The 26,433-nt window shown below is 50.3% G+C and carries 21 protein-coding genes; 11 read left to right on the top strand and 10 right to left on the bottom strand.

What is annotated here, in order from left to right; genetic code table 11:
- Positions 1–8: 8 nt before the first annotated feature.
- The 3 genes from A7983_RS16010 (at position 9) to A7983_RS16000 (ending at position 4,406) form a co-directional block, all read left to right on the top strand.
- Positions 9–1,349: a PDDEXK-like family protein gene (locus tag A7983_RS16010; protein ID WP_235778022.1), complete on the top strand. Its 1,341-nt coding sequence runs from the start codon at positions 9–11 to the stop codon at positions 1,347–1,349.
- A 258-nt stretch (positions 1,350–1,607) separates the two neighbouring features.
- Positions 1,608–2,498, top strand: a complete 891-nt coding sequence (gene cdd / locus A7983_RS16005) for a cytidine deaminase (protein ID WP_005972868.1) — start codon at positions 1,608–1,610, stop codon at positions 2,496–2,498.
- A gap of 210 nt (positions 2,499–2,708) precedes the next feature.
- Entirely contained in the window at positions 2,709–4,406 is a 1,698-nt protein-coding gene (locus tag A7983_RS16000) for an NAD-dependent malic enzyme (RefSeq protein WP_005972871.1), read from the top strand.
- Positions 4,407–4,461: 55 nt separating this feature from the next.
- Here the strand turns inward: A7983_RS16000 and gsiD are convergent, their stop codons facing one another.
- The 4 genes from gsiD to A7983_RS15980 form a co-directional block, all read right to left on the bottom strand.
- Positions 4,462–5,367, bottom strand: coding sequence for a glutathione ABC transporter permease GsiD (gene gsiD / locus A7983_RS15995; RefSeq protein WP_005972874.1), 906 nt, complete (start codon positions 5,365–5,367; stop codon positions 4,462–4,464).
- 9 nt (positions 5,368–5,376) lie between these two features.
- Entirely contained in the window at positions 5,377–6,297 is a 921-nt protein-coding gene (gene gsiC / locus A7983_RS15990; protein WP_005972876.1) for a glutathione ABC transporter permease GsiC, read from the bottom strand.
- Positions 6,298–6,406: 109 nt separating this feature from the next.
- The gene (gsiB, locus tag A7983_RS15985) at positions 6,407–7,951 is read right to left on the bottom strand and encodes a glutathione ABC transporter substrate-binding protein GsiB (RefSeq protein WP_005972878.1); all 1,545 of its coding nucleotides are present in this window, start codon (positions 7,949–7,951) and stop codon (positions 6,407–6,409) included.
- A gap of 25 nt (positions 7,952–7,976) precedes the next feature.
- Positions 7,977–9,878: a dipeptide ABC transporter ATP-binding protein gene (locus A7983_RS15980; RefSeq protein WP_005972880.1), complete on the bottom strand. Its 1,902-nt coding sequence runs from the start codon at positions 9,876–9,878 to the stop codon at positions 7,977–7,979.
- A gap of 473 nt (positions 9,879–10,351) precedes the next feature.
- On the opposite strand from A7983_RS15980, the gene moeA reads away from it, so the two are divergent.
- From moeA to A7983_RS15960, 4 genes are all read left to right on the top strand, one after another.
- Positions 10,352–11,587: a molybdopterin molybdotransferase MoeA gene (moeA, locus tag A7983_RS15975; protein WP_005972885.1), complete on the top strand. Its 1,236-nt coding sequence runs from the start codon at positions 10,352–10,354 to the stop codon at positions 11,585–11,587.
- A gap of 2 nt (positions 11,588–11,589) precedes the next feature.
- Complete coding sequence (moeB, locus tag A7983_RS15970; protein WP_005972888.1) at positions 11,590–12,342, top strand: molybdopterin-synthase adenylyltransferase MoeB; 753 nt, start codon at positions 11,590–11,592, stop codon at positions 12,340–12,342.
- A 105-nt stretch (positions 12,343–12,447) separates the two neighbouring features.
- Positions 12,448–13,047: a nitroreductase family protein gene (locus A7983_RS15965; protein ID WP_005972890.1), complete on the top strand. Its 600-nt coding sequence runs from the start codon at positions 12,448–12,450 to the stop codon at positions 13,045–13,047.
- Positions 13,048–13,359: 312 nt separating this feature from the next.
- The gene (locus A7983_RS15960; RefSeq protein WP_005972893.1) at positions 13,360–14,829 is read left to right on the top strand and encodes a sensor domain-containing diguanylate cyclase; all 1,470 of its coding nucleotides are present in this window, start codon (positions 13,360–13,362) and stop codon (positions 14,827–14,829) included.
- A 107-nt stretch (positions 14,830–14,936) separates the two neighbouring features.
- Here A7983_RS15960 and A7983_RS15955 read toward each other — a convergent pair whose 3' ends face one another.
- Positions 14,937–15,677: a GntR family transcriptional regulator gene (locus tag A7983_RS15955; RefSeq protein ID WP_005972896.1), complete on the bottom strand. Its 741-nt coding sequence runs from the start codon at positions 15,675–15,677 to the stop codon at positions 14,937–14,939.
- Between the two features lie 226 nt (positions 15,678–15,903).
- Here A7983_RS15955 and A7983_RS15950 point away from each other — a divergent pair, with 226 nt between their 5' ends.
- Both A7983_RS15950 and A7983_RS15945 read left to right on the top strand, forming a co-directional pair.
- The gene (locus A7983_RS15950; protein ID WP_005972898.1) at positions 15,904–17,253 is read left to right on the top strand and encodes a class-II fumarase/aspartase family protein; all 1,350 of its coding nucleotides are present in this window, start codon (positions 15,904–15,906) and stop codon (positions 17,251–17,253) included.
- A gap of 146 nt (positions 17,254–17,399) precedes the next feature.
- Positions 17,400–18,821, top strand: coding sequence for a DASS family sodium-coupled anion symporter (locus tag A7983_RS15945; protein WP_005972900.1), 1,422 nt, complete (start codon positions 17,400–17,402; stop codon positions 18,819–18,821).
- Between the two features lie 91 nt (positions 18,822–18,912).
- Here the strand turns inward: A7983_RS15945 and A7983_RS15940 are convergent, their stop codons facing one another.
- From A7983_RS15940 to A7983_RS15925, 4 genes are all read right to left on the bottom strand, one after another.
- The gene (locus tag A7983_RS15940) at positions 18,913–19,080 is read right to left on the bottom strand and encodes a YqaE/Pmp3 family membrane protein (RefSeq protein WP_005972902.1); all 168 of its coding nucleotides are present in this window, start codon (positions 19,078–19,080) and stop codon (positions 18,913–18,915) included.
- Between the two features lie 197 nt (positions 19,081–19,277).
- Positions 19,278–21,287 carry a TonB-dependent copper receptor gene (locus tag A7983_RS15935; protein WP_005972904.1) on the bottom strand — a complete coding sequence of 670 codons (2,010 nt, stop codon included), beginning with the start codon at positions 21,285–21,287 and terminating at the stop codon, positions 19,278–19,280.
- Between the two features lie 109 nt (positions 21,288–21,396).
- The gene (locus A7983_RS15930) at positions 21,397–21,816 is read right to left on the bottom strand and encodes a DUF2946 domain-containing protein (RefSeq protein ID WP_235778023.1); all 420 of its coding nucleotides are present in this window, start codon (positions 21,814–21,816) and stop codon (positions 21,397–21,399) included.
- Between the two features lie 87 nt (positions 21,817–21,903).
- Positions 21,904–22,383 carry a hypothetical protein gene (locus tag A7983_RS15925; protein ID WP_005972910.1) on the bottom strand — a complete coding sequence of 160 codons (480 nt, stop codon included), beginning with the start codon at positions 22,381–22,383 and terminating at the stop codon, positions 21,904–21,906.
- Positions 22,384–22,728: 345 nt separating this feature from the next.
- Between A7983_RS15925 and A7983_RS15915 the strand changes: the two genes are divergently transcribed.
- Positions 22,729–24,150, top strand: coding sequence for a hypothetical protein (locus A7983_RS15915; RefSeq protein WP_005972915.1), 1,422 nt, complete (start codon positions 22,729–22,731; stop codon positions 24,148–24,150).
- 110 nt (positions 24,151–24,260) lie between these two features.
- On the opposite strand, the gene A7983_RS15910 is transcribed toward A7983_RS15915, so the two are convergent.
- Positions 24,261–24,725, bottom strand: a complete 465-nt coding sequence (locus tag A7983_RS15910; protein ID WP_005972924.1) for a hypothetical protein — start codon at positions 24,723–24,725, stop codon at positions 24,261–24,263.
- A gap of 649 nt (positions 24,726–25,374) precedes the next feature.
- On the opposite strand from A7983_RS15910, the gene A7983_RS15905 reads away from it, so the two are divergent.
- Positions 25,375–26,412: an IS630 family transposase gene (locus tag A7983_RS15905; RefSeq protein WP_005968447.1), complete on the top strand. Its 1,038-nt coding sequence runs from the start codon at positions 25,375–25,377 to the stop codon at positions 26,410–26,412.
- The last annotated feature ends 21 nt before the right edge of the window (positions 26,413–26,433 follow it).

Raw genomic sequence — 26,433 nt, 5'->3', positions numbered from 1 at the left:
TTTCATAAATGAAAACGGAGAAACAAGATATGGAAATGCAGGAATTTTACGACTTTCTCATGGACGATCGGTTACTCGAGTTACGAGAAAAACTACGCACTTCAGATAATATCCTTGATGTCATCAACCTTACCGAAAATCAAAATTCCAGCATGCTCGCGTGGTGCCTGAACCCCAATGAAGGACACTGTCAGGGCGATGCCGTCATCAAAGATTTTCTGACCGCGGCTTATCAGGCTGGTCATGAAACAAATAAATCCGCCAATAAAAAGTTCTTTGCAAAATGGACGCCGGGCCGTATCCAGTCGACAAGTTTTGGCTCGGCTTTTATGACGCGTGAATTTGGTATTAATGACAGTGCAGGTTCGAAACGCCGCCTCGATCTTTTTTTAATCGATATGGCAAATAAGTTCATTGTTACCATTGAGAACAAAGTGGAAGCATCGCTATCTTGTGAGCAACTCGATGATTATTGCGATGCGGTCAATACAGCGTTCTCACGTAAATCCGTGTTCAAAGGCTACGATTTTGCCTATATCGTTATGGATAAAAAGCTGGAAACCTACAGCGAAGAGAAACTGGCAGAATTGGGCGATAAATGGGCATTATTAAGCTACCAATGGCTGGAGCAAGCCGCTCGGCGTGCTCGTCTGCAATTGCAAAATAACAACGCTGCGGCACAGCTACTCATGGCCTACTGTCAGAAACAGGCACAGTGGCAAGATCCAAATGAAAAACATATTTCTGAATTGTCCGCTCAACTAGCCGCACAGTATGAATCGGTGATTGATCGTCTGTCTGAGCTAAAAAAATTAAAACCAACAGAGTGGAAACCGACGCACCTGGAAGGGGTTGAGGGTGAAGCCCTGCTTTTTATGCAGCAAAACGATCAACTGTGCGATCAACTCATTCAGGCTAAAGGCATTTCCGGTATTTTGGTTACTCTGCGCAAATCATTCCCACTGTTGGCAGAAGATCATTTGGAAATAGGCAGAACCTGGTTGAATGTCACGATGCCCGCCATACTCGCGCTGAGGCACCCAGATAATGGCTATTGGCCAATTTATGTCAGTGTCGTCCGCGAAAATGGCCCTAATTCTCCGTTTACCCTTTCGCTGGTTTACTACGAAGACAACATATCGAAAGAATTGTGCGATGTTCCAGAACTACATCGGTTATTGCGCTCTCATTATCCCAATCTGGAAAAGAAACAGCGCCGACAGTGGAAAATTGCGGCCAAAAAAGAAGGTATCTCAACACAAACTATTGCCGAGGAAACGGTGAAGTTTCTCCAAAAGATTGGAAAACTGCTGGAAACAGCCAGAGAGAAAAAGATCGTTCTTAATTAAACCTGCGAGTCCAACGATACAAAAGCGTACAACAGAGCATAACAAGCCCCCGGTTGTACGCTTTTTTGTCTCACCGATTGCAGTTGTAGGAGAGGAAACCGATATAAGGGAGCAGCACAGGGATAAAAATTGAGATACATCTCGCATTTAATGATCAAGTTGCAGTCATTTCATTCAACAAAGAGACTTTGATCACAATTTATTGTTACTCTGCTTTCTAACATGACGTCATTGACGGGCAAAAAAGAGTAAACCGACATGCATCCACGATTTGAAAACGCCTTTCAGCAATTACCTACCAACCTGCAAACCGCACTCGGTCCCGTGCTCGATAAACCCGATTTTGCCGCGATGCTAACCGCTGACGACGTGAATGCAATCTGCGAAGCCAGCCAAATAGATACCGACACGTTAGCCTTTGCGCTATTACCCCTGGCAGCCGCCTGCGCGCAAGCCTCCATCTCGCATTTTCAGGTTGGTGCGGTTGCACAAGGGCTCAGCGGGAATTTCTACTTTGGCGCAAACATGGAGTTCACCGCCGTTCAGCTTCAACAAACGGTTCACGCGGAACAGAGTGCCATCAGCCACGCCTGGCTGCGCAATGAACGTGGGTTGCGGGCAGTGACCGTGAACTATACGCCATGCGGCCACTGTCGCCAGTTCATGAATGAATTGCGCAATGCGGCATCGCTGCGTATTCAACTGCCGGGTCGCCAGCCTGCGGTGCTTAGTCACTATCTGCCCGATGCCTTTGGCCCTGTCGATCTGAATATTGACACCCTGCTGATGGATGACATCAACCACGGCACGACGTTGCAGAATGTGAATACGCTAGCGCGTCAGGCGCTGGATGCCGCTAACCGTAGCCACGCGCCTTACAGCAAAGCGATTAGCGGAATAGCGTTGGAAACCGCGAGTGGCAACCTTTATACCGGCCGCTATGCAGAAAATGCAGCATTCAATCCCAGCCTACCGCCCTTGCAAACCGCGTTAAATCTGATGAACCTTGCCGGCGAAGATCCTCGTACCATTACACATGCCGCTATCGTTGAACGCCGCAATGCGACTGTCAGCCACTGGGCGATCTCACAAATCATGCTGGCCGAACTGGGTTGCACCGACGTTGAGCACCACTTTATTGAGGAATGATGGCGGCGAGAAGCGCAAAAAATCGGCGCCGTGAAGGTGAAAAAAAGAGAGGTGAATCGATAAAGCCTGTCTTTTGCTTAATATGCAAGCCATCTGTAACTATTTAAATTAACATTCCCTGTACATATTCTCTGGGTAATTTAAGATCCGCAGCAGTTTCTCATCGACAACACCTGAATTTCTTTTCTGTTACCCGAAGAGTAAAAAGTCATGGAATTAGAATACGAAAGCAAACGTCCTCTTTACATCCCCTATGCTGGTCCGATCTTGCTCGAATTTCCCCTGCTGAATAAAGGCAGCGCGTTTACTGAAGAAGAGCGTGCTGATTTTAATCTCGCAGGTCTGCTGCCAGAAGCCGTTGAAACCATCGAAGAACAGGCAGAACGCGCCTGGCGTCAGTATCAGGAATTCAAACACGATATTGAAAAACACGTTTACCTACGCAACATTCAGGATACCAACGAGACGCTGTTCTACCGCCTGTTGGACGGTCACCTCAATGAGATGATGCCCATCATCTACACCCCGACCGTCGGCGAAGCCTGTGAACACTTCTCTGATATCTATCGTCGCGCCCGTGGCCTGTTTATCTCCTATCCTAACCGCGCCAATATCGACGATATGCTGCAAAACGCCACCAAGCAGAACGTGAAAGTCATCGTTGTCACCGACGGCGAACGTATTCTCGGTCTGGGCGATCAGGGTATCGGCGGGATGGGAATTCCAATCGGTAAGCTGTCGCTGTACACCGCCTGTGGCGGCATCAGCCCAGCCTACACCCTGCCCGTCGTTCTGGACGTGGGTACTAACAACCCGCAGCGCCTAAACGATCCGTTATACATGGGCTGGCGTCATCCACGCATCACCGACGACGAATACTATGCCTTCGTTGACGAGTTCATTCAGGCCGTAAAACGCCGCTGGCCGAACGTGCTGTTGCAGTTTGAAGACTTCGCACAGAAAAATGCGACCCCGCTGCTGAACCGCTATCGCGATGAAATCTGTAGCTTTAACGATGACATTCAGGGCACCGCCGCCGTCGCTATCGGCAGCCTGATTGCCGCCAGCCGTGCAGCAGGCACACAGTTACGCGATCAGACCGTCACCTTCCTGGGTGCGGGCTCCGCAGGCTGTGGTATCGCTGAGCAAATCGTCGCACAGATGAAATCCGAAGGGCTGAGTGAAGAAGAAGCTCGCGCACGCGTCTTCATGGTTGACCGCTTCGGTCTGCTGACGGACAAACTGCCAAACCTGCTCGATTTCCAGAGCAAGCTGGTACAGAAAAGCGAACTGCTGGCTGATTGGGATTGTAGCAGCGATGCAATTTCACTGCTGGAAGTGGTGCGTAATGCCAAGCCGACCATCCTGATCGGTGTATCCGGCCAGCCGGGTCTGTTCACGGAAGAAATCATCCGTGAAATGTACAAACACTGCGCTCGCCCTATCGTGATGCCACTGTCTAACCCGACATCTCGTGTGGAAGCGCGTCCAGAAGACATCATTCGCTGGACAGAGGGCACCGCTCTGGTTGCAACCGGTAGCCCGTTCTCTCCGGTTCACTATCAGGATAACGTCTTCCCTATCGCGCAGTGCAACAACTCCTACATTTTCCCAGGTATCGGGTTAGGTGTACTGGCGTCGGGTGCCAAGCGTATCACTGACGGCATGTTGATGGCCGCTAGCCGTGCGTTGGCTGACTGCTCGCCGCTGGCGAATAACGGTGAAGGCGCTCTGCTGCCGGATCTGTCCGATATCCAGCAGGTGTCCAAGCGTATTGCTCTGGAAGTGGGTAAGGCCGCGCAGCTACAAGGTGTGGCGGTTGTGACCTCTGCCGATGCCTTGCAAAAAGCGATTGACCATAACTTCTGGCAGCCACAGTACCGCAGCTACAAACGAACTTCGTTCTAAACGCTAACGGTCTGACTGTTGAAAAGCGCGGCACTCGTTGTCGCGCTTTTTTTATTCAGCTTTTCAATTTCGGGTCGAGCGCATCGCGCAGACCGTCACCCAATAGATTAAACGCCAATACCGTCAGAAAGATCGCCAGACTCGGGAAGATGGCAACATGCGGGGCAATCACCATATCCGATCGTGCTTCGTTCAGCATCGCGCCCCACTCAGGCATTGGCGGCTGAGCACCCAGTCCTAAAAATGACAGGCTGGCGGCGGTGATGATCGACATCCCAATGCGCATCGAGAAAAACACCACGATGGAAGACACTGAACCGGGCAAAATGTGCCGAAAGAGGATCGTCCGGTCGCTAGCACCGATGCTGCGAGCAGATTCGATGTAGGTAAGTTGCTTTAGTACCAGCGTGTTGCCCCGCACCAGACGGGCGAATGCCGGAATGCTGAAAATCGCGACGGCGACAACCACATTCGCCATTCCGCTGCCCATAATCGCCACCACGGCAATGGCCAGCAAAATACCGGGAAAGGCAAACAGCACATCGCCTATGCGCATGATGATCCGGTCCGCCCAGCCTTCGTAATACCCCGCCAACAGGCCTAATGTCGTGCCGACAATCATCCCGACCAGCACCGAGAGAATACCCGCCGCCAGCGAAATCCGCGTCCCCATCAGGATTCGACTAAAAATATCACGCCCTAATGAATCGACACCCAACCAGTGTGCCGAAGAGGGACCTTCGTTCAGGCGTTCATAATCGAAATAGTTCTCGGCATCATAGGGCACCAGATACGGGGCCAGAAACGCGACCACAATCAACAGCAGCACAAACAGACCAGCGGCGACCGCCACACGTTGCTGAAGAAAACGCCGCCAGAATTCACGCCACGGCGTACGAACCGGTTTATCCCTCATGACAGGGAGCGTCGCCAGCATCGCTTTACGTCGCCAGTGTCTCATTCCCTTTCCTTATTTATAACGAATAGCTGGGTTAATCGCGGCATACAGCATGTCAACCAGCAGATTGATCAGAATAAATTCCAGTGAAAACAGCAACACCTCAGCCTGAATTACCGGATAGTCGCGCATCTCCACCGCATCCACCAGCAACCGCCCTAAGCCCGGCCAGTTGAACACTTTTTCCACGACGATGGAGCCACCGAGCAGGAAACCAAATTGCAATCCCATCATCGTGACCACCGGAATCAACGCATTGCGCAGCCCGTGCTTCACCACAACCAGCGACTCACGCACGCCTTTTGCCCGCGCCGTGCGCATGTAGTCTTCCTGCAATACATCAACAAACGACGCACGGGTAAACCGCGCCATCACCGCAGCCACCGCGGCCCCCAACGTCAGCGAGGGCAAGATGTAGTGCAACCAGGTATCCGCACCAACTGTCGGCAACCAGCCTAACTCAACGGAGAAGATCTGCATCAATAGCATACCGAGCGCAAAGGCGGGGAAAGAGAGGCCAGATACCGCCAGCGTCATCCCGATCCTGTCCGGCCAGCCGTTGCGCCATACGGCAGACACGATGCCGATCGCCATGCCAAAAATTACCGCCCACGCCATGCTGCAAACCGTCAGCCAGAACGTCGGCATAAAGCGCATGGCGATCTCTTCCGTAACGGGCCGTTTCGACACTATCGACGTTCCCAGATCCCCTTGCAGGATATTCGTGAAGAAGTGCCAGAACTGGTAGGGTAGCGGTTTATCCAATCCTAAGTCCTGCCTTACCATCTCAATAACGGCGGCATCGGCTTCGCGCCCGGCGGCTAAACGCGCCGGATCGCCGGGTAACAGATGAACGAATAGGAACACCAGCACCATAACAATCAGGAGCGTGGGGACCAGCCCCAGTAGCCGTTTAATAAAATAATTCAGCATGAACGATTTTCCACAGACATGCGTCAAACTCTCCTATGAGTGAACCTGCATTGACCACTGCGGGTAGCCTCGCGGCCACCCGACTCCCTGGTCATACTTTCGCACTGGATTATTCCGTCAGGTCGGCATCATCAAAACTAAATAAGGTATCCGGCATCACATAAAATCCGGTCAATTTCTTGCTATTAGCCGACACTAAGCGTTCGGTCGCCAGAAAAATCCACGGCGCATCGGCCCAGATTTTGTCCTGTGCATCCTTATACAGTTTCTGTTTTTCCGCTCGATCCGTCGTTTTCAACGCATCAGCCAGATCCGCATCAACCTGCGGGTTGCTGTAAAACGCCGTGTTGAACTGCGCCGGTGGCCAGGAAGCGGTAGCAAACAGTGGCGACAGCGCCCAATCTGCCTCGCCCGTCGATGCCGACCAGCCGGTGTAGAACAGGCGGACGCCCGTTTCTTTCACGCCTTTACCTTCCACTTCAGCCGCGCGTTGCCCCGCATCCATCGCAGTCACCTGCACTTTCACGCCAACCTGTGCCAGTTGTTGCTGCGTGAACTGCAAGACTTTCTGCGCCGTGCTGTGGTTATGTGACGACCAAAGCGTGGTAGTAAAACCATCCGGGTAGCCCGCTTCTTTCAGCAACTCACGCGCTTTGGCTGGATCGTAAGGCCACGGGTGATATTTTACCGAATAATCGATACTGCCCGGCAGTGGCCCTTCGGCTGGCGTCGCGTAACCGGAGAATGCCACTTTAATCAGCGCTTCTTTGTTAATGGCGTAGTTCAGCGCCTGTCGTACTTTCGGGTTATCGAACGGTTTCTGCGTGACATTCATACTGATGTAGCGGTGCAGAATCGATGGTGATGCCACCAGCGCCAGCTTGTCATTTTTCTCCAACACCTTGGCCTGTTCGAACGGTATCGGGTAAGCAAACTGCGCTTCACCCGTTTGCAGTAGTGCCGCACGCGTGTTGTTATCCACTACCGGACGCCAGGTAATGCTGTCTAGCTTAGGCAAGCCAGCCTTCCAGTAGCCGTTGAACTTCTCAACTTTGACAAAATCGGTCTGATTCCAGGCCACAAAGCGGTACGGACCCGTACCAACCGGATGGAAGCCAATTTCCTTGCCGTACTGCGTTAATGCCGCCGGAGAGATCATCACTGCCGCCGGGTGCGCCAGATTGTTAACAAACGCCGAGAACGGCGTCTTCAGCGTGATTTTCACCGTCAGATCGTCCACCACCTCGGTTTTGTCGATCATTTTGAACAGGTTATACCGCTTCAGACGACTGTCTGGGTTACTGGCACGATCCAGATTCACTTTGACAGCGGCGGCATTAAACGCCGATCCATCGTGAAATTTGACGCCAGGGTGCAGCTTGACGGTATACGTCAGGCCATCCGGGCCGACGTCGTAGCTGTCCGCCAGTACGTTTACCAGCTTCATGTCTTTATCGAAGCCAAAAAGCCCCTGATAAAATGACTTCGCCACCGTCTGCGATAGTGAATCGTTGGCATCATACGGATCCAGGCTGGTAAACGTGGAACCTACGGCGATAACCGCATCTTTAGCTGCCCAGACGGGTGAGGCTGCCATGACTGCGGTTACCCCTGCGGCCACGAACCAGCGCCGCTTTATCGTCATTACGCTCATGCTACGTTCTCCTTGTGAATCCTTGTTAATAAGCACCGGCTATCGGATGGTGAGCAACAAAGTGTCGCTCACCAACCTGAACCAAGGGCGCTGTGGTTGGCTCATCGCCAATCACCCGGATCGGGCTGGGTATTTCATCAACCAGCAGAACCTGCTCACGCTGGCGGCGCGAGGGATCGGCAATAGGAACTGCCGACATCAGTTTGCGGGTATAAGGATGCCGGGGACGTTCAAACACATCTTGCCGTGAGCCAATCTCGACAATTTGCCCCATGTACATCACCGCTACGCGATGGCTGATACGCTCAACCACCGCCATATCATGTGAAATAAACAAAAATGCAATGCCAAACTCACGTTGTAGTTCCAGCATCAGATTGATGATTTGCGCCTGAATCGACACGTCCAGCGCGGATACGGCCTCATCCGCAATCACCACTTTAGGATTCAGCGCCAACGCTCTGGCAATACAAACGCGCTGACGCTGACCACCGGAAAATTCATGCGGATAGCGTCGGGCATGTTCCGGCTCCAACCCCACGCGCGACAAGAGCCATTCAACCCGCTTTTCTGCCTCCTGCCGACGGCAAATGTTATGTACCAGCAGCGGTTCCATAATTGAGAAGCCGACCGTCAGACGAGGATCCAGAGACGCATAAGGATCCTGAAAAATCAGTTGAATATCACGCCGCAAATGCTGTAATGCAGTCCCTTTCAACTGATGGATACGCTGACCATTAAAGATAATGTTGCCCTTCTGGCTTTCAACCAGTTGGAGCAGCGCCCGGCCCGTGGTGGACTTGCCACACCCCGATTCGCCAACCAGCGAAAGCGTTTCGCCCGGCCAGAGATCGAAGCTGACATTTTCTACCGCATGCACCTGCCGGGTCACGCGGTTCAATAACCCACTACGAATCGGAAAACGCGTCACCAGATTATTAACCTGCAAGATCGGTCCCGCCTGCGCGGGAATTGTGTCCTGCGGCACATTGTCCGCAAGGCGTGCCGTGTTTTGATCCAGTAGCGGAAATTTTGCCGGGAACGGTTGCCCGCGCATGGATCCTAATGCCGGAACTGCCGCCAACAGCCCCTGCGTATACCGGTGCTGTGGCGCGGTAAAGATCTGTCCCACGCTTCCCGCTTCAACGCTTTCCCCACGATGCATCACCAATACGCGTTCAGCCACTTCCGCCACCACCCCCATGTCGTGGGTGATGAAGATCACGGCCATGTCCATTTCACGCTGTAGCACACGGATAAGTTGCAGGATTTGCGCCTGAATGGTGACATCCAGCGCGGTCGTCGGTTCATCGGCAATCAACAGCGACGGTTTGCAGGAGAGCGCCATTGCAATCATGACCCGCTGGCGCATTCCGCCAGAGAGCTGGTGGGGGTAGCGATCCAGCACATTGCGCGCTTCCGGTATTCTGACCAGATCCAACATGCGCAAGGTTTCTGCACGCGCAGCCTGCCGGTTCATACCTTGATGTAAACGAATCGACTCGGCTATCTGCTCGCCGATCGGGAAAACTGGATTGAGCGACGTCATCGGTTCCTGGAAAATCATCGCGAGATCCGCACCGCGTAACCTGCGCATCACCCGCTGACGGGCACCACGAAGGTCCAGCACGTGCCCATCGCGGCGGCGAAAGAACATATCCCCCTGATGGATCACCCCACCCGCGTGTTCGACCAGACGCATCAGCGCCAGAGACGTCACTGATTTACCCGATCCCGACTCCCCGACGATAGCCAGCGTTTCACCGCGATCGACAGAGAACGTCAAATTGCGTACAGCGTCCGTCCGCTGCCCCTGTTGTTCGAAATAGACACTCAGGTTGCGCACCTCCACTACCCGTTTTTCAGGCAAAACCAGCCCCGGAACAGAGGAAGACAGCGAGGCATAATGATCCTGTGTGAGCGACATGAACGGCGAATCTCCCTATAAATGCGGCTGGAATCAGCGCAACGCGGTCAGGAACAAATTATCAGCGGTTTTCGACTATATTTAGCGCAAGGTATGATGTAAAGCGGAAACTGAAATCCGTGCAATGAAAAATTTCTTTTTATAACATTAAGTTAATCACTATAAAGCAACTTAATAAAGCACGATATCTCCCGCAGATGCGATCACTTTCACCCGAAATGAGTCGAGTTGAAGAAAAAATGACTGCGTTGAACCCTATCTGGTGGCTTAGCCTCTAATCGGAGTTCACATGCCAAAAGCCGGATTCCTTGACTTGCATACATTCACCCACGTTACGAACTCTGACATAATTAATACTGGCATAAGAAACGGGTTTCCGCTCATGAGCGACATGTTGGTGGAACATACCGTGCTAATGAAACACGCCATATGAATGAAACAATCTGTATTGATGAAAAAACGGTGGAGTGAAGATGGAAAGCGTTAACTCAGGTTTACTGACTCTTGAACAAGCTCTGGAAAACATGTTTTCTCAGGTTCCTTCCCTTACCGAGACAGAGCGCGTATCCCTGTTCGACGCCGCAGGACGGATCACCGCCCATGCTATCGCCTCGCCGATTAACGTCCCGCCTTTCGCTAATTCCGCAATGGATGGCTATGCGGTACGCTGCGCCGATTTGTCGGTTACCACACCGCTGCCGCTAGCAGGAAAGGCCTTCGCTGGCGCGCCCTTCACTGGCGCATGGCCCACGGGAACCTGCATTCGCATCATGACCGGTGCACCGATTCCCGCAGGAACCGACGCCGTGATCATGCAGGAACAGGCCGACGTTAGCGAGACTGGCATCCGTTTTTCCCATGAGGTCAAACCCGGTCAGAATATTCGTCTGGCAGGAGAAGATATTCAGGCGGGTGCCACTGTGCTACCCGCTGGCTGCAAACTGGGCGTAGCAGAATTGCCGCTGCTGGCTTCGCTGGGAATTGCGCAGGTTGACGTGGTACGCCGCCTGAAAGTCGCGGTGTTTTCAACCGGAGATGAACTGCAACCGGTTGGCGAACCGCTGGAAGACGGCCAAATTTATGACACTAACCGTTTCACCGTCCGTTTGATGCTGGAACAACTGGGCTGCGACGTGCACGATCTGGGCATCATCCGCGACGATCCAGACGCGCTACGTGCCGCATTCCATGAGGCAGACCAACGTGCCGATCTGGTGATTAGCAGCGGCGGTGTTTCCGTTGGCGAAGCGGATTACACCAAACAAATGCTGGATGAACTGGGTGATATCCATTTCTGGAAGCTGGCAATCAAACCTGGCAAACCCTTCGCCTTCGGCAAGTTACACCACGCCTGGTTCTGCGGCCTGCCGGGGAACCCGGTGTCCGCTGCGCTGACATTCTATCAACTGGTTCAGCCGCTGTTAGCGCGTCTGTCTGGCTATACACAATGGCACCAGCCGCCACGAGTGCGCGTCAAGACCACCAGCGCACTGAAAAAGACGCCGGGGCGCACCGATTTCCAGCGCGGCATTTTCAGCAGAAATGCGCAGGGAGAGCTGGAAGTGAGAACTACCGGACATCAAGGTTCGCACGTTTTCAGCTCGTTCAGTCTCGGGAACTGTTTCATCGTGCTTGAACAAGATCGAGGCCGCGTCGCCGCTGGCGAATGGGTAGAAATCGAGCCCTTCAACGCCTTGCTGGGGCACTAAGTATGTTGCCGGAACTGAGCGATGAAGAAATGCTGCGCTACAATCGACAGATTGTGTTGCGCGGCTTTGATTTTGACGGACAGGAAAAACTAAAAGCATCGCGCCTGTTGATTGTCGGGCTGGGCGGTCTGGGCTGTGCCGCCGCGCAATATCTGGCTGCGGCGGGCGTAGGCCACTTGACGCTGCTGGATTTTGATACCGTATCTCTGTCTAACCTGCAACGTCAGGTTCTACACCGCGATACCCGTATCGGGATGGCAAAAGTCGAATCAGCACGCCTGACGCTATCCGACATGAATCCGCATCTTTCGCTCGACACGGTTGATGGCAATCTTGATGACGAGGCGTTAAAGGAACTGGTTAGCAAGCATGATGCCATGTTGGACTGTACCGACAACGTCGACATTCGCAACCGCCTGAACCGTATTGGCTTTCAGCTCAAGAAACCCCTGATCTCCGGTGCAGCAATTCGGATGGAAGGCCAAATCAGCGTCTTTACCTATCAGCCTGATGAACCTTGCTACCATTGCCTCAGCCGTTTGTTCGGTGCCAATGCGCTGACCTGTGTCGAAGCGGGCGTCATGTCGCCGCTGGTCGGCACCATCGGGAGCTTGCAGGCGATGGAAGCCATTAAATGGCTAACAGGTTACGGTAAACTCGTCACCGGACGGTTGCTGATGTTTGATGCGATGACGCTGCAATTTCGTGAAATAACGCTGCCAAAAAACCCACGCTGCGACGTCTGCGGCGGGTAACCGCGAAGTGGGAAAGATTCATGTCCGGCACATAAACCGTTGAACACAAGAAAAATCAGTGACACAGTATCAAGGTTAGTCATCACGTAAACTGAGGAACACACCATGAGTAATGCTTTTTTGCAATCAATCAAGGCCCGTCGTTCAATCTATGCCATCGGCAACAAATTGCCGATACCAGAAGATCAGGTTACCGCACTCATTACTGAAGCCGTTAATGAAAGCCCCTCCGCTTTTAATTCGCAAAGCTCCCGCGTTGTCATTCTGTTCGGTGAGCAACACCACAAGCTGTGGGATATCGTTAAACAGCAACTGAAGAAAATTGTGCCTGCGGACGCGTTTGCCTCGACAGAAAACAAACTGGCCTCCTTTGCTGCCGGTGCGGGAACCGTCCTGTTCTTTGAAGACACCAGCGTAATTGAAGCGCTGCAGGAAAAATTCGCACTTTATGCCGATAACTTCCCGGTTTGGTCAGAACACTCAACCGGTATCGCTCAGTCCGCCGTGTGGTCCACGCTGGCGCAGGAAAAAATCGGTGCCTCACTCCAGCATTACAATCCGCTGATCGACAATGACGTCAAAGCACAGTGGGATCTGCCCGCCAGTTGGAAGCTGCGTGCTCAAATGCCATTCGGCTCAATCGAGCAGCCTGCGGGTGAGAAAACTTATATCGCCTTTGAAGAGCGTTTCCGCGTATTTAAGTAATCCGCTGAATCATCCTTATAAACAAACAGGACACCACATGGTGCCCTGTTTGTTTACAAACCTATGTACAGCATGAAAACGTGGGAAGGAGAATCAAACCGACAAAGGCACGTCCACAATCCAAAGCCTGACGTTTCAGCAATCCGCTCTAATACTTCCACCGCGGAACCACTATACTGAACCCGATGCGTCAGTGATTCACTCACCCGATTGTGCCACACCGTCATTCCAGTAAAATGTTGCACCACTATTTTTAGGTGAAAACAGAGGTTTATTCACCTACCTCATAAAGGGTTCTCTGGGGAGATTATTTTGCAGACTGGATTCATCAATAATGCACGCTGGCTGGACAAAACGCGCGCAATCATAATACTTGGCTCCATGCTGCTCGCCGCCTTTCTCGTTATCAGTTGGACCAGTTATGAAGTGGCTAAGGAATCACTGGAAGAAGAAATTGAAGAAAATACCCTGCCGCTGACCAGTGATAACGTCTATTCAGAAATCCAACAAGACTTGTTAAAACCTATCTTTATTTCGTCGCTGATGGCACACGATACCTTTTTACGCGACTGGGTGCTAAACGATGAAAACGATCCGCAAGCCATGTTTCGCTACCTGCGAGAAATCGATCGTCGCTTCGATACCGTATTTTCTTTCTTCATTTCTGATAAATCCAAGCGCTACTACGACCCACTACGCATCCTGAAAACCGTCTCAGAGGATTCACCAGACGATCAGTGGTATTTTCAACACCGAACGCTATCGGACGAGATGCCTTATGCCATCAATATCTCGTTCGATCCTGAGAATCGCACGCGCCTTGATATTTTAATCAATCACAAAGTCGTGGATTATGACGGCAATTTTATCGGTATTACTGGCGTAGGTATTCCCGTGGAGCGGGTTAAACACCTCATTGATAAATATGAGCAACGCTATAACCGAACGATCTATTTCGTTGATAAGGAAGGCAACATTACCTTACATAGCGAAACCTATCGCCGTCCGCTCAAGATCCAGCAACAACCGGGGTTGAGCAATATTGCGACCATGATCCTAACCGCTCCCGGTGGCGCTTATGAATATCAATCAAACGGGGAGCATATTTTCCTTAACACCCGACTACTCCCCGAATTCGGTTGGTATTTGATGGTAGAACAAATCAGCCACCCCAGTGAAAAGCGACTGTTCTCCACGCTGCTAAAAAACCTGGGTATCAGCACGTTCGTCAGTGTCCTTTTCTTATTTCTGCTGTGGCTGACCATTGGCGGATACCAACGCCGCCTAGAACAAATGGCGACAACGGATAAATTAACCGGCCTCATGAACCGTCAGGCATTTGATTATTTATTCCATCGTCTTGGTACGAAAAGTGCCTTACAGCACAAATCGCTTTCCATTCTTCTCATTGATATTGATCACTTCAAGAAAATCAATGACCAGTATGGGCACAATGTGGGAGATCTGGTTTTACAAGAAATTTCCGCTCTCTTGTCCACCAATACCCGCTCCAGCGATCAGTCCTGCCGTTGGGGAGGTGAAGAGTTCGTTATTCTGCTCGATGATTGCGATATCAACGCCGCCCAACAGCGCGCCGAGGCACTACGCCAGAGTATAGAAATAGCCCACCTTCCCTACCGTGAAGGAACCATTCAGGTGACCGTTAGTTGTGGTGTTGCTGAATATCGGGCTGGTGAAACACTCAGCATGCTGATAAACCGCGCCGATATCGCGCTTTATCAGGCCAAACAGCAAGGACGCAATCAGGTAGTGCGTGCGTAACAACAGCAATGACAACAGAAACACGAACAACAAGGGTTGTGCCTGCGTTATTCACGCAGGCACGTGTAGACGGGAAACCAACAGACTTCACGAAGGCATCAAGCGGATTACGTTCGGTTGCCCGTTTGGCGCTTCAGCGTAATGGAACAGGTATATCGGTCTGCCGGATGGATCGATACCGTGGTTTCAAAGACATTTCCCGAGCGATCAAGATAATGACGTACGATTTTTAATGCCGGGTAACCGACGTCAACACCCAGCGTTTTCGCTATTTTGGCTGGAACGCCAACGGCAGAAATCGTCTGACGTACTTCTTCCCCCTGCACGCCGTAATGCTTTTCAATCAAATCGCTAATCAAAGCAAACGGATCGCTGCGTACCAGACTTTTGACCTTGGCATAATCCGGGCTAACGTAGCTATCAGTCCAGCATATCGGGGAGTCCTTTTTCTGGCTGTCTTCACGAATACTGGCAATATGCAGCCAGCGGTCGCCCGGCTTGCCACCGATAATCTGTGCCAGCTCAACATCCGCCACGACTTCATCAATCTTCTTCACTACGCGCAGGTTGGTTTTTGCCAGCACGAACAGATCCTCAAGGCTAGCCAGAGGATGATTGCGTTCCCGCTTTTCATCATTATCGACAACAACGGAACCCACCCCCTTGCGACGGGATAGCAAACCCGCCTCCGTGAGATCGCGCAGCGCCTCCCTAACGGTGTGACGGCTAACCTGATACTGCTCACAGAGTTCCAGCTCGGAGGGGATCAACGAACCCGCCGGATACTGGCCTAGCGTAATATTCTGGCTGAGTTCACGGGCAATGCGCTTATACAAGGGTTCTTTCATCGGCTCACGCTCTTAATCAATATTGATGCCCTGCATCACAAAATAACATTTCACTGCTTCCCTAACTTGTCCGGACATGATGTTATAAATACAACATGTCCGGACATTTAAACATGTCCGTATATTTGATTTTTCAGGCCATGCCGCTCATCAAGGTAAGCACGCTTCATCTTATCGCGGATATGGTCTGCATCTTATCACCAATACATCCGCTTCAGGAGGCGTTATGGCTTCGAATGTGCTTGATTCAGTTCTATTCCGTGATTCATTTGGTACCCCGGAAATGCGGGCGATCTTCGATGACCGGGAACTTATTCGTAAATATGTGGAAGTAGAGATCGCACTGGCCAATGCGCAAGCGCGTTGTGGCGTGATTCCAGAAGAGGCTGCTGCAGAAATCACAGCCCGCTGTAACGCCGACACACTCGATTTTGAGCTACTGCGCCACGAAACAGAAATTGTGGGCTACCCTATCCTGCCGCTGGTGCACCAGATTTCCAAGCAGGCTGGTCAATCTGGCGGTTATGTTCACTGGGGCGCAACGACTCAGGACATTATGGATACCGCCGTAGTGCTGCAAATCCGTGATGCATTCGCGTTAATTGAAGCTGACATCGAGGCACTGCGTTCTATTTTGGCCGGACTGGCCGTGCGTTACCGTAATACGCCAATGGCTGGGCGTACTCATTTACAACAGGCACTACCGATTACCTTCGGCTACAAAGCGGCCATCTGGCTGGATATGTTTGACCGTCATGCCGAGCGCCTCGCCCAACTGCGCCCTCGCGTGCTGGTGGGTGAGTTCGCGGGTGCCGCTGGAACATTGGCCTCACTGGGTGACAAAGGACTCGCGGTGCAAAAAGCACTGATGGCAGAACTGGGTCTGGGCGTACCAACCTCAACCTGGCATGTGGCTCGTGATGGCTTTGCCGAAGCCGTCAACCTGCTGGCAGTCATCACCGGTTCGCTAGGGAAAATTGGCTATGACGTCATGCTGATGGCCTCCAACGAATTCGGCGAACTGTATGAACCGTTTGTCAAAGGCCGTGGAGCCAGCAGCACCATGCCGCAAAAGCGTAACCCCATTTCCAGCGAGCTAATGCTGGCCTGTTCTAAAGGCGTTCGCCAACAGGCTGGGTTAATGCTGGATGCGATGGTGCAAGATCTGGAACGCGCCACAGGCCCTTGGCATGCAGAGTGGATCGCCATCCCGGAAAGTTTCATTCTCTCCGCGGGCGCACTTCATCAGGCTAAGTTCATGCTAAATGGTCTCATTGTTGATGAGAAGATGATGCTGAAAAACCTCAATATGACCAATGGCCTGATTGTGGCAGAAGCCGTGATGATGGGGCTGGCACCGTATATTGGTCGTCAGGAAGCGCATGACATCGTCTACGATGCCTGCCGTATCGTAAATGAGAAAGGCGGCACGCTGGCCGATGTTCTCAATGCAATGCCAAGCGTCGCCAGTCGCCTCGATCCCAAATTAATCGAAGACCTGACCAACCCCGTCAATTACTTGGGGAGTGCCCCTCAAATGGTTGATCAGGTAGTAAATAAAACGGAAAGAAAATAGTCATCACCGGTAATTATCCGGTATCTCCCTAATTCACAGGCTGAGATCGATATCCCCCAGACGCAAGATAATAACGCGTCTGGGCAGGCTCTCTGTTGCCGGGAACGATGGCGGATAACCATTGCTTGCACGATTAAGGAGACGCTATGTCATCCGAATCCTCCACCAAGAAAAAAATAGTCGCGGTTATTATTCCTCTCCTGCTGGGCCTGATTATCTGGTTTTCTCCGGTTCCTGATGGCCTTACGCCACAGGCATGGCATATGTTTGCGATTTTTGCCGCCACTATCGCAGCGATATTGACGCAGCCTCTGCCATCGGGCGCGATTATGCTACTTGTCCTTTGCATCACCATTTTCACGGGAACATTAACAGAAGCGAAAGCACTAGCCGGTTTTTCCAGCGGCACCGTCTGGCTCATCTTCTGCGCCTATATCCTCTCGCTGGGCTTTGTCACATCCGGGTTGGGAAAACGTATCGCCTACAAAATGCTGTCGCTATTCGGTGGAAGCAGTTTGGGGATCGCTTATTCACTGGGCGTATCCGACCTGATCATGGCGCCTGCCATGCCATCCGTCACCGCGCGTTCGGGCGGAATTATCTTTCCCATCGCACGTTCAATTAATGAAGTATTAGGCTCAACACCCGGCGTTAGCGGTAAAAAGATCGGGGATTTTCTGATCATGGTCTGCTTTCAGTTTACGCCGATCACTGGCGCGATTTTCCTCACTGGCATGGCCGCCAACCCGCTCGTTGGCAGCCTGGCAAAAACCTCATTAGGCGTGGATATTACCTGGGGCGGCTGGTTTATTGCGGCTGTCGTGCCAGCCATGTGCTGCTTCTGTCTGATGCCATTGCTGGTCTACAAAATACTGAACCCGGAATTGAAAAAAACGCCAGAAGCCAAGGAGATGGGACGCCGGTCACTGACGGAATTGGGGAACATGAAATCGGCAGAGAAAAAAGTGGCGTTTGGCTTTGTGCTTGCGCTGCTTGGCTGGGGCACCAGCCTAATCACGGGCTTCTCTGCTACATCCGTCGGGCTGGCACTAGTTGCCTATCTGTTCGTCACTCAGGCCGTCCAGTGGAAAGAGGTTCTAAGCGATCGCGCAGCCTGGGATACTGTAATCTGGTTCAGCGTCATTATCAGCCTCGCCGCGGGGCTGTCTGACCTTGGCTTCATTAAGTGGATGACCGTCAAGCTGGGTAATTCCATACAGGGCTTCGGCGCGATGGAAACCTTTGTTATTCTCGGCATTCTCTATATCTATGTGCATTATCTGTTTGCTACCGCCTCTGGTCACGTCGCCGCGCTTTATGCGCCCTTCGCCGCTACCGCCATAGCCGCAGGCGCACCGCCCATGATGGTCGCCATCTGTTTTGGGATTTTTAGTAACCTGATGTGGGGAAATACCGAATACGGTGGCGGCCCCGGCCCTATCTACTTTGCTCAGGGATATTTTGAACGCCACCGTTTCTATAAAATCAATTTCTGCATCGTCACGTTTAACGTCGCTCTGATCTTTATCGTCGGCTTAGTGTGGTGGAAACTGATTGGTTATTATTAATTGCCAATCTTGCACGTACGTAAAAAATAATGGGAAGGCCAACATGCCTCCCCATTATTTCGTCACAATCGTCGTTCAGCTTTTTCAGCCATTAAATCCCATCGTCTTTTGTCTGCACCCAAAACGCATGCACCAAACCGGGAAAATAGCCTAACAGCGTCAAAATAATATTCAGAATAAATGCCCAACCAATCCCTTTCCCCAATAACACGCCCAGCGGTGGCAGAAGAATAGTCAGTACGATGCGCCAAAATCCCATATCAACCTCCGTAACGTGATAATTACTTATGAAAATAGTTCAGCACCCGGGATTTGTCAGCATGTGTCGAAATAATTGAGACTAATCTTCGCAGAGAGAATGAAAGTGCATGTTTCACGCGGCGTATCGCCACCCGAACCGCACCGTAATCCGTCAGAGAATGATTACGGTGCAGTTTATCCGAATGCTACAACGAATCAGAAGGTGACATTCACCTTCGCCCAATAGGTTCGACCCGGTTCATTTACGGACGTGTTGGCCGAATAACCGAAACTGCTATTACCAGCAAGGTTGAGGTGTTCGTTGTAAGTGGTGTTAAATAGGTTATCGACACCCGTACTCAATTTAACGTATTGGTTGACGCGATACGTCGCATTGGCCGAAAAAATCGCGAAGCCAGGACTATTATCAAAGTCTTTCCCGACAACATTACCTTCGCTAATCGCGACCCTATTTTGCTGACTCACCAGACGTAGCAAACCCGTGCTACTCCAATTCCCTTTTTCCCACGATAATCCCAACCGCGCCTCCAGCGGCGGAATTTGCGGTAGCGGTCGATGGTCATCGGTATTCTTCGCCCAGGAATACGCTAGACTGGCGTCCGTTTTCCAGCTATCCGTTAATTTATAGCTGAATCCCGTTTCTCCCCCCATGATGGTCGCATTAACATTATCCGCCTCGCTGACTCTGGCATTCATCGGATCATAGCGGAACAGGATAAAATCATTAACCCGTCCCGCATAGGCAGAAACCCAACTGTTCAGTCGTTCGCCGCTGTACTGTGCGCCGATATCGAGCTGAGTCGTTTTCTCGGTTTTAACATGATCAAATGCACTCTGCGTTCTGCCTGGCCCGTAGGTCGGCGAGAAAAGCTCCCAATAGTCAGGAAAACGCTCGGTGTAACCAACACCTGCGTACAGCATTATCGGGCTATCGGCCAGCGTATGCTCAACGCGGATAAAACCTGCTGGCAACGTATCATGACGTTCGCTCGCACCAGTGCCCGTGTCATTCTCGACCTTGGTTTTATCAAGGCGCGTTCCTCCTATGACCTTACTCTGACCAGTGGCCTGCCAGGTGAGCTCGCTGAAGACGCCATAGGTGTTAAATTGCGCATCTTTCTTCCAGCTATCATTTCGCCAGCGGCGATGCGTATTCGTTTGCATATCCGCTCCGCTTTTCAGCTCGTAGTCGGACCATATCCACGTCGCCATCATCCGTCCGCCAACCGTTTTTCTATCCAGTTGACTGGCCATAGGCATCCCCATCATCCCCATGCCGCTTGGTGATCGCAGCGTGTAATTATCCATAACGTGGTCGGCATAGTTATAGTACGCACTCGCCTCAAGCTTCTCGAACACGCTCCCTATATTTGATTTCTCGGCGCGGATACCCAAACTCTCACGCTTAAATTGCGAACCATCCATGCCACGTCCGGCGTAGCGTGCTTCCCCATCGCCTTTGCCTGCGGTCAGTTCCAACAAGGTATCGCTGTCTGGCGTCCAACCGAGCGCCACATCCGCATTCCATTTATCCCACTTTGATGCCACGCGTTTTCCATCGCCATCTTTGTAATCACCCGACTGTGATTTATTACCAATCAGTCGAACATAGCCCTCTTCACTCCCGAAGCTAATATCGGCATTTTCATCATGACGATCGTTTGATGCCGCCAACACGCTGGCATTGCCCTGTATTCCTGGCTCATTAAAACGCGGCGGCGTCCGCTCAAACCGCACGGTTCCCGCTGAGTTTCCCGCCCCCCACAATACGGTCTGCGGCCCTTTGGTTAACGTTAACAGATCATAGCTTTCGGGTGAGATGTACGAACTCGGTGCATCCATACGTGACGGACAGGCGCCCAACATCTCACCATTATTGGAAAGAATACGCAGTCGTGATCCAAACATACCCCGGAAAACAGGATCGCCATTCGTTCCACCGTTGCGTATTTGTGAGAATCCAGGAATGGTTTTCAGATAATCCGAACCATCGCTGGCAGGTACTGGCTGGCGCGGTGTTTTCGGTGAGGTCACCAGCGTGAGCGGAGAAATTTCAGGGGCTGTTACCACCATCACGGCATCCTCATTTAGCGTGGCGTGAGACGCGGAATGATCGTGATCGCCCTGTGCCATCACAGGTAAAGAAGATAACGCCACCAGCACTAGAGAAGCGGCGGGCGTGTATATCAGTTCAATTTTTTTCATCGTGTTGCCTTACGGTTTCTTATGCCATAACGACGCACGGCAAAACACCTATGGGGAGATCGCTCGACCATAAGGGAGTACGCCGACAAATATCGTTAATTAAAAAAAGTCAAAACAAAGAAACCGCCTCAGGAGGCGCACGAGCACGTTGTGAGCAATAAGGTCGGAATAACGTTGGGCAAACAAAATCAGGGAAATACGTCGGTCGGTGAGCGGACAATAGCAGCCAAAGCAGCGGCAATACGACCGAAAGAATAAGCGGCAAATGCACCAACAGTTGGCAATATCCGCAGGCAATATCCTCCATCGGCGAAAGCCCAACGCTAGACATCATCAGATTATGTGGCGTACCGCCGTGATGGCATGCATCATGCTCATGTGCGGCATGATGCTGCTGCGACATAGGCATAGCGTGAGTCGATACCTGACAGGCTGATAACTGCACCAGTGATTTTGAAATCAGAGGAGCAATAAACAGCATCATCATAGAAAAAATGGCCAGCCAGGCGGCTACTCGTTTAACGCTCACGCCGAATGATTCGCTATCGTACTCCATTGATAAGATAGCCGAAGTGTATCGCACTCGCCGCCAAATTGTTACATTTGGCCTTATTCATTACGCGGAAAGAGTAACTTTTACGGCTTTATCCTGAAAACGAAGCAAAGCATCAGCAGCTCGTTGCAGGCTTTCTGCGCTCGCCTTTTCATTACGCGATAACGCCCCATCAATGCCTTCTTGAATTTTGGAGAACACGTTCATCGGTTGGCGTGGCGAAGCGGGTGCAGTGCCGTCGTAAACAACTTTAGACAATGCCGTTGGAGCCATAAAACCCAATAGTGATGATGATTCATCAAGATCCATCTGCCCACTCTGAATCAGGCTATTGACCGTTTCATTCAGCTCTTGTGGCGTCATATTTGTGAAATCGTATTGCTTAGTCTTAGCAGAAGAGGCAGGGGCGTTATTTACGCTCGTTTCCTGTGTTTTCCCCGCCAAAATAGCAGCAAACGAGGCTCGACTACCGGTCTGAACCGTTGAATTAGCCATCGAAGAACGATGCGTAAAAAGGTTATTTTCTCCACTCTCAATTTTCATATCTTTCCCTCTCTGTCGTTGCAAACATTCAATGCCTCTAGGCAAAAACGCCCTAACATAGGATTTTCGATGAAAACATCCTTTTTTAATTGATGGAATAGCGTCGTCATTTTCAGCTTGCTCAAATGTTCAGCTACGTAAAAAGAGTAGGGATTCTGGAAAGGTTCCACACTTACCCTATTGTACTCAATGGGACAAATGAAACTCGCCTTCACAGGCTCCCTCGCTCAGCGTATGTGCACCTGAAATTGGGTATATTACTGTGAAGTGGATGAATGACTGGCTTTCAAATTTACTCTTCGGGTAACATCTTCGCGTCTATGGGTTAGTGAAAAGGAATTAAAAATGAATCGGTTAACCGCAATTTCTGTCGGGTTGATGCTATCTTCCTCGGCTTTCGCCCTTCCCTCGCCACAAGAAATGTTAAAAAGCGTAGACTGGGTCCCCGATAGCACGGTTCAGGTAGGAAAAAGCATTAATGTGCTTTATCGCATAGCAATGTACACAGGCGAAGTTAACGAATCATGGTTGAACGCTGACTGTACAACGGATAAGAAAACGCTATTATTTTCTACAGTGACCTCATCAACCCGATCGGATATTCGAGTTTATGGGACAAACTCCCTTCTTCGTTACATCCCCGGTGTACCTTTTGAGCCCGATGAAAACAGTTTACTCAAGACAAAGCCCGAATTGGATGTTTGCCATCAAACTATTCCAGCCCCGCAATGGGTTGATCTTTCCATTAAAAATGACTTACAAGATCAATATTTTGTTGACGTTAGCAAGAGTAAACGCGAAGGGGAAATCCTGAAAATACGTTTGGCAACCGACTATGCCTTAACCTATAAAGATAAAAAATATGCCGCGCCATATTCTATCAAGATTCAGGACATGATCCTGAACTGTAAAAACAACCAAGGTAAAGAGATAAACAGTTATTTCATAGATAACCAAGGATTGATTACAGACTACACAGCTACGGCTGAAGATAATTTCATCCCCCTTGGTCAAGAAAAGGTTGAAATATCAAAAAAACTTTGTGCCATTCGCGATATTCATCAACTTAAAAGCACAGGGACATTAATGCTTCGCGAAAAAGCACTGGCGGATAATCAACTCACGTTACCCAATTTTGAAAAAAATGATCCTACGTACTTACAAAATTATCCTCTCGCCAAAGAAGTAACGACGGTCATTGAGAAAGCGTTAGCCAATGCTCCCCAACCTAAGGCCTTCCAGCAACTGGCTTATACTCAAGTATCACCCGACGACGAAGAAATGAATATTAGCATGCACTCAGCCACGATAATCGCTCGTCAACCGGATGGGACAACATTGACGCTGGATAAATTAACGCTTGGTGGTGTTCCATTTTATACACAACATCAACGCTTATTTAATATTGTTGAATTAAAGAAATGGGATTCCATCGCCCCCTCCCCCGTTGTTAGCCAAAAACTCGAGAATACCTTCTCCCTTCCCCCAAAAGAAGGGGCTGAATATCAATGGAAAAGCATGGGCAGCGACAATAAATCAACAAGTCAGCAGTGTCAGGCTGATAAAAAATGGTCCAATGCTAAAGATATGAGTTCAGCGTTCACAGGGCGTTATCTTGAAATCATTTGTACAGATAACCGTGGAGATGGCGTGCCAATGAGCAGTGATTATGCCTACATCGAAAATTTAGGTATCTTCGTGCGTATCGGCTACCAAAAATCAGGTCAGAAACAACGCTTTACTTTCCGCGATGTTATTGTGAAATAGCGATCAGAAATAAGAATATTCTTCTCCTGACAGTGATGATTAAAGCCAGATTTAACAATTCAAATCTGGCTTTAATCGGTCAAGAAGAACGTCAACGAGGTTTATCCGCATCACGATCGTATCATTCTAAAAATATCTTGATAATTTGATACAACGGTTGGTGCACCTAATGCCTCAATCATCGACTCTGGAAGATGTTTAATCGTCTCTTCTCTCCCAACAGCTAAACAGTTACCATCACCGCCCCAGAAAAGCGCAGACGATGTTACTTTTAATATATTACATAATCCTTGCCAAAAATCATCATGCCCCGGTGGACGATTCACGGAAAAAGCAGATAGCATCTGGATATTGTCAATAAGTTCAATTTCAATATCAATTTCCGCGCTACTGATTGGTACAATGTTATATTTTTCCGCATCTGGATTGTGGTATTCTAAAACGATACAGCATCCATTTCCTTCTATCTTAGAATAGGTAATAGCAGTACCGAATGACTCAAAAAAAATCGATAGAGGAAAATACCCAACCCCGCCATCTTCATGCGCTTGTAAAAATATATCCCAACTCATCATTCTCATCCTTGGCAGTGATTATTAACAATAATTAAAATAATATCCGCAATGCATTAATTCGATATTTTTATTGATAATTAAGTTCATCAATATTCGGTGTGGTTTATTTCTACCACATAATATAGCGAACAACACAGACGCTTTTCCTAACGTTATCATACCCTATACTATTGTGCCATACTTCACCTATGCCCAAAATAATCCGGGTGGCATGACAAAACGTTAGCATTTTTAACAACGCTATGCGCTGACTCGTTAGGGAGAAGTGTGTCAGGTAACGCAGCTAATGCACAAACAGGTTGAAGTATGACGAATACAGCGACATTCACAGAATGACAAACATGGGCATTTAATGATACTCAGACAGTAAGAGTGGGTGATTTAAAACGTTTATTTTTCCATCGTGGATCTGGCAGGAACCTAGAATTATTAAAGTACAACCTAACGATCTGAACCGGCAATCCGACAAAAATTCGATTTATTCAGCAAAGCTATTCCAGCCAATAGAGCGGTTGCCTACTGCTAACACAGCGACAACCTGTACTCTAAATAGCTTCGCCAAATAGTAGATCACTTGAAGGGAACTCAGTCCGAGTTATGCGATCTGATCAATCGCCAAATCAAAACAAATCACCAACCGGACTGAGCGATGCCGATCATAGCAGCAATCCCTGATGAAGAACGACGACTAATGCGTAAAGAAGCCCAGCAGACTCGCGATAAAAACCATTCCAGACGACTCATCGCCATACTGATGCTGCATCGGGGAATGACCGTCACCGACGTCGCAAGACTGCTCTGTGCCGCTCGCTCATCCGTCGGAAGATGGATAAATTGGTTTACTTTACATGGCGTTGAAGGATTAAAGAGCCTCAGGTCTGGACGAGAACCACGTTGGCCAGTCGCGGATATCCTGCATATTTTGCCGCTTCTGGTTCAGCGTTCCCCTCAGGACTTTGGCTGGCTGCGTTCCCGCTGGAGCACTGAGTTATTGGCACTTATCGTTAATCGGCTTTTTAATGTAGCGCTTCATCCCGCCACGTTGCACCGCTACCTGAGACGAGCGGGTATTGTCTGGCGCAGAGCCGCACCGACACTGAAAATCAAAGACCCGCACTATGAGGAAAAGCGACTCGCTATCGAACACGCTGTCGCCCGGAAGCAGACAGACCATCCGGTATTCTATCAGGATGAAGTCGATATCGACCTGAACCCGAAAATCGGCGCGGACTGGATGCTCAAAGGACAACAGAAGCGTATTACTACGCCGGGACATAACCAAAAACATTATCTGGCAGGTGCACTGCATTCGGACACGGGGCGAGTCCATTATGTCGGCGGTAACAGCAAGTGCACTGATTTATTTATCAACCTGTTAGAGGCATTACGGCGCACATACCGGCGAGCAAAAACGCTCACGATAGTGGTAGATAACTACATTATCCATAAAAGCCACAAGGTGGAGCGCTGGCTGGAGAAAAATAAGAAGTTCCGGTTGTTGTTCCTGCCAACGTATTCGCCGTGGCTGAATCCAATAGAATTGCTGTGGCTGTCGTTGCACGAAACCATAACGCGTAACCATCAGTGCCGATATATGTGGCAATTGCTGGGTCGGGTAAATCAATTTATGAATGCGGCCTCACCGTTCCCCGGCAATCATCATGGTCTGGCTAAAGTGGAGCGATAATATGCAAAGTTATTTAGGACA

It is taken from the genome of Pectobacterium wasabiae CFBP 3304 (assembly GCF_001742185.1).
GTDB lineage: Bacteria > Pseudomonadota > Gammaproteobacteria > Enterobacterales > Enterobacteriaceae > Pectobacterium > Pectobacterium wasabiae.
This window is presented reverse-complemented; position numbering and strand designations above follow the sequence as displayed.

Excerpts from the sequence above, each read along its gene's own strand:
- A7983_RS16000 (WP_005972871.1), top strand. The coding sequence starts at position 2,709 with ATGGAATTAGAATACGAAAGCAAACGTCCTCTTTACATCCCCTATGCT.
- moeA (WP_005972885.1), top strand. The coding sequence starts at position 10,352 with ATGGAAAGCGTTAACTCAGGTTTACTGACTCTTGAACAAGCTCTGGAA.
- A7983_RS16010 (WP_235778022.1), top strand. The coding sequence starts at position 9 with ATGAAAACGGAGAAACAAGATATGGAAATGCAGGAATTTTACGACTTT.
- A7983_RS15945 (WP_005972900.1), top strand. The coding sequence starts at position 17,400 with ATGTCATCCGAATCCTCCACCAAGAAAAAAATAGTCGCGGTTATTATT.
- A7983_RS15925 (WP_005972910.1), bottom strand. The coding sequence starts at position 22,383 with ATGAAAATTGAGAGTGGAGAAAATAACCTTTTTACGCATCGTTCTTCG.
- A7983_RS15965 (WP_005972890.1), top strand. The coding sequence starts at position 12,448 with ATGAGTAATGCTTTTTTGCAATCAATCAAGGCCCGTCGTTCAATCTAT.
- gsiC (WP_005972876.1), bottom strand. The coding sequence starts at position 6,297 with ATGCTGAATTATTTTATTAAACGGCTACTGGGGCTGGTCCCCACGCTC.
- A7983_RS15935 (WP_005972904.1), bottom strand. The coding sequence starts at position 21,287 with ATGAAAAAAATTGAACTGATATACACGCCCGCCGCTTCTCTAGTGCTG.
- gsiB (WP_005972878.1), bottom strand. The coding sequence starts at position 7,951 with ATGAGCGTAATGACGATAAAGCGGCGCTGGTTCGTGGCCGCAGGGGTA.
- A7983_RS15910 (WP_005972924.1), bottom strand. The coding sequence starts at position 24,725 with ATGATGAGTTGGGATATATTTTTACAAGCGCATGAAGATGGCGGGGTT.
- A7983_RS15940 (WP_005972902.1), bottom strand. The coding sequence starts at position 19,080 with ATGGGATTTTGGCGCATCGTACTGACTATTCTTCTGCCACCGCTGGGC.
- gsiD (WP_005972874.1), bottom strand. The coding sequence starts at position 5,367 with ATGAGACACTGGCGACGTAAAGCGATGCTGGCGACGCTCCCTGTCATG.
- A7983_RS15905 (WP_005968447.1), top strand. The coding sequence starts at position 25,375 with ATGCCGATCATAGCAGCAATCCCTGATGAAGAACGACGACTAATGCGT.
- cdd (WP_005972868.1), top strand. The coding sequence starts at position 1,608 with ATGCATCCACGATTTGAAAACGCCTTTCAGCAATTACCTACCAACCTG.
- A7983_RS15915 (WP_005972915.1), top strand. The coding sequence starts at position 22,729 with ATGAATCGGTTAACCGCAATTTCTGTCGGGTTGATGCTATCTTCCTCG.
- moeB (WP_005972888.1), top strand. The coding sequence starts at position 11,590 with ATGTTGCCGGAACTGAGCGATGAAGAAATGCTGCGCTACAATCGACAG.
- A7983_RS15950 (WP_005972898.1), top strand. The coding sequence starts at position 15,904 with ATGGCTTCGAATGTGCTTGATTCAGTTCTATTCCGTGATTCATTTGGT.
- A7983_RS15955 (WP_005972896.1), bottom strand. The coding sequence starts at position 15,677 with ATGAAAGAACCCTTGTATAAGCGCATTGCCCGTGAACTCAGCCAGAAT.
- A7983_RS15980 (WP_005972880.1), bottom strand. The coding sequence starts at position 9,878 with ATGTCGCTCACACAGGATCATTATGCCTCGCTGTCTTCCTCTGTTCCG.